Below are 2,934 nucleotides of genomic sequence, written 5' to 3' on the forward strand. Positions count from 1 at the left end.
GCAAATGCAGGGATTTTTTTTAAATAGTGTTATTTGTTGCTGAATTGAAACCTTTGTGCATGTAGAATATGTGGCATTCACTGGGAGGATATTATGGCTCTTATTTCGATGCGCCAGCTCTTGGATCACGCCGGCGAACATGCTTACGGCGTACCAGCGTTTAACGTAAACAACTTAGAACAAATGCGCGCAATCATGCTCGCAGCAGATGCAACCAATTCACCTGTAATCGTTCAGGCATCTGCAGGTGCTCGTAAATATGCAGGTGCACCATTCTTACGTCACCTTATCTTGGCTGCAGTTGAAGAATGGCCACATATTCCAGTGGTAATGCACCAGGATCATGGTACTAGCCCTGACGTATGTCAACGTTCTATCCAGTTAGGCTTTACTTCAGTCATGATGGACGGCTCACTGGGTGAAGATGGTAAAACACCGACTTCATACGAATACAACGTTGATGTGACTCGCCGTACTGTACAAATGGCACACGCATGTGGCGTTTCAGTAGAAGGTGAAATCGGCTGTCTGGGTAGCCTTGAAACAGGTATGGCAGGCGAAGAAGATGGTGTAGGCGCTGAAGGCGTACTTGACCATTCTCAACTGCTAACTTCAGTTGAAGAAGCTCGTCAATTCGTTGCAGATACCAATGTTGACGCATTAGCCATTGCTGTGGGTACTTCTCACGGTGCATACAAGTTTACTCGTCCACCTACAGGCGATATTCTTGCAATTGACCGCATTAAAGAAATTCATGAAGCACTGCCAAATACTCACCTTGTAATGCACGGTTCAAGCTCTGTGCCACAAGAATGGCTGGCTGTGATTAATCAGTATGGCGGCGACATCAAAGAAACTTATGGTGTTCCTGTTGAGCAACTGGTTGAAGCGATCAAACACGGTGTTCGTAAAATCAACATCGATACTGACTTGCGTTTAGCGTCTACAGGTGCAATGCGCCGTATGATGGCTGAAAAACCAAGCGAATTCGATCCGCGTAAATTCTTCAGCGCAACTGTAGATGCAATGAAGCAAATCTGTATCGACCGTTACGAAGCATTTGGTACTGCAGGTAATGCAGACAAGATTCGTCCAATCTCTTTAGAGAAAATGGTTGAGCGTTATAAATAATTCCTTGTGAAGAATTTATAAGAAGAGCCCACAGCGAATGTGGGCTTTTTTATATTTAAATAAAGATGAAGAATAAGAGCAGCATATGGAACTGATTTTTATTGCAGCATTATGTAGTGTTGCAGTCTCAATACTCTTAAAAATTGCTAAAAATAGAGGCTTGAGCCCCATCCACATGATTAGCTGGAATTATGTCACAGCTAGCGTATTGTGTTTTTTCTGGTTCAAGCCAGACATCCAGCATATTTCCATGAGTCAGACTCCATGGCTACTGATTCTGGCGCTTGGCGTTTTATTACCGAGTGTCTTCCTGTTTCTGGCCAAGTCATTACAAACAGCAGGGATCTTAAAAACTGAAATTGCCCAGCGATTATCAGTCGTATTATCACTGGCCGCTGCTTATTTCATTTTTCAGGAACAATTTAACCAGCTCAAGATGCTGGGTATTGTCTTAGGCATAAGTTCCGTGCTGTGCATTCTATTCTCACATCGTCAGGCATCAGAAAGCTCCAGGCAAGGAATGTTTTTTCTGGGCCTGGTGTGGTTTGGTTATGCACTGATTGATGTCTTGCTGAAATATACCACCAGCCTCGGTCTACAATTTGCTGTGGCACTGAATTTGATGTTTATCTGCGCCATGATTCTGTCGATGATCTATCTGCTGCTGCAATATCGTCATCTGGGTTCTGGCAAGGATATTGGTTTCGGTCTGTTATTGGGTGCGTTGAACTTTGCCAATATTGCTTTTTACGTCAAAGCACACATGATGCTCAAAGATACGCCAGCGATTGTATTTGCGGGCATGAATATTCTGGTGGTGATTTTTGGTGTGATTGCAGGATTGCTCATCTTTAAAGAACGACTCAAACCTGCAAGTGTGATCGGGTTGATTCTAGGTGTGATTAGTGTTGTTTGCCTAGCATATGCAATGTCTGTTTAACATAGGAAGATGCAAATTCAAGCGGATAACGTAACAGGTCTTCTTTTTCAGCCCGTCCAAGCAATAAGCCTGCCTGTTTGCAGTCTGGACAATGCGGATAACGATGCTGGGCATTAGCATAGTGATGTAAATAGATCTTATCGCAGTGTTTGCATTCGAATTTTAAAGAGCTGGATGGTAAAACAGACATGGGTACCTCTAATTGTTATTCTAGTTGGATGTTTGGAGAATAAAGCAAAAATTAGGCCCGAATTGACAAGAAAAGGGGCACTAGACCCCTTTTATACCATAAAATGCTTACAGTTTGGTGAAAATATCTTCGGCTTGCAGACGAGATTTAGGAAGTTTTGCATTGAAATCGTTTTCACTGCGATAACCTAAAGTAAGCAGTACTGATGGAATCAGGCCTTGTTCAGCTAACTGTAATTCCTCACTCAGAATGTCTTCATCAAAACCACCAATCGGTGTGGCATCAATACCTTCACTTCCTGCAGCCAGTAAGATCTGTCCCAATGCAATAAAGGTCTGGTTTTCTGCCCAGCGCTGAATATCGCCTTTTTCATTACGATAATAATGTACATAACCGGTACGGGTATTCTTTTGACCTTCTTTGGCGCTCTCATCTTTAAAACGACCACTCAGATCATCACGATTTAACAGGTTGTCCAGATGTAACTCGTCAATATCGGCTTTGGTACAAAATAAAATGGTATGTGAAGAGTCCAGCACTTTGGGAGCATTGTAGGCATAAGTTCCCACTAGTGCTTTGGCAATACGCTGTTTAGCGGCATCATTGTCGGCAATAAAAAAATGCCTGGGCTGGATATTAATTGAAGATGGCGTCAGGCGTAAGATTTCTAATA

The 2,934-nt window shown here is 42.8% G+C and carries 4 protein-coding genes; 2 read left to right on the forward strand and 2 right to left on the reverse strand.

The features are described from left to right. Positions 1-93 precede the first annotated feature (93 nt). Together fba and B4J23_RS01705 are read left to right on the forward strand one after the other, a co-directional pair. Positions 94-1,131: a class II fructose-bisphosphate aldolase gene (gene fba / locus B4J23_RS01700; RefSeq protein ID WP_104426189.1), complete on the forward strand. Its 1,038-nt coding sequence runs from the start codon at positions 94-96 to the stop codon at positions 1,129-1,131. 85 nt (positions 1,132-1,216) lie between these two features. Next, positions 1,217-2,071: a DMT family transporter gene (locus tag B4J23_RS01705; protein ID WP_034702593.1), complete on the forward strand. Its 855-nt coding sequence runs from the start codon at positions 1,217-1,219 to the stop codon at positions 2,069-2,071. On the opposite strand, the gene B4J23_RS01710 is transcribed toward B4J23_RS01705, so the two are convergent. Then, entirely contained in the window at positions 2,034-2,261 is a 228-nt protein-coding gene (locus tag B4J23_RS01710) for a hypothetical protein (protein WP_004786112.1), read from the reverse strand. The two genes, B4J23_RS01705 and B4J23_RS01710, sit on opposite strands and share 38 nt — an antisense overlap. Before the next feature lie 107 nt (positions 2,262-2,368). Next, a partial coding sequence (nfsB, locus tag B4J23_RS01715) for an oxygen-insensitive NAD(P)H nitroreductase (protein ID WP_291358596.1) occupies positions 2,369-2,934 on the reverse strand: 566 nt, incomplete at its 5' end.

The organism is Acinetobacter sp. UBA3025 (genome assembly GCF_002367915.1).
In the GTDB taxonomy this organism is placed as follows: domain Bacteria; phylum Pseudomonadota; class Gammaproteobacteria; order Pseudomonadales; family Moraxellaceae; genus Acinetobacter.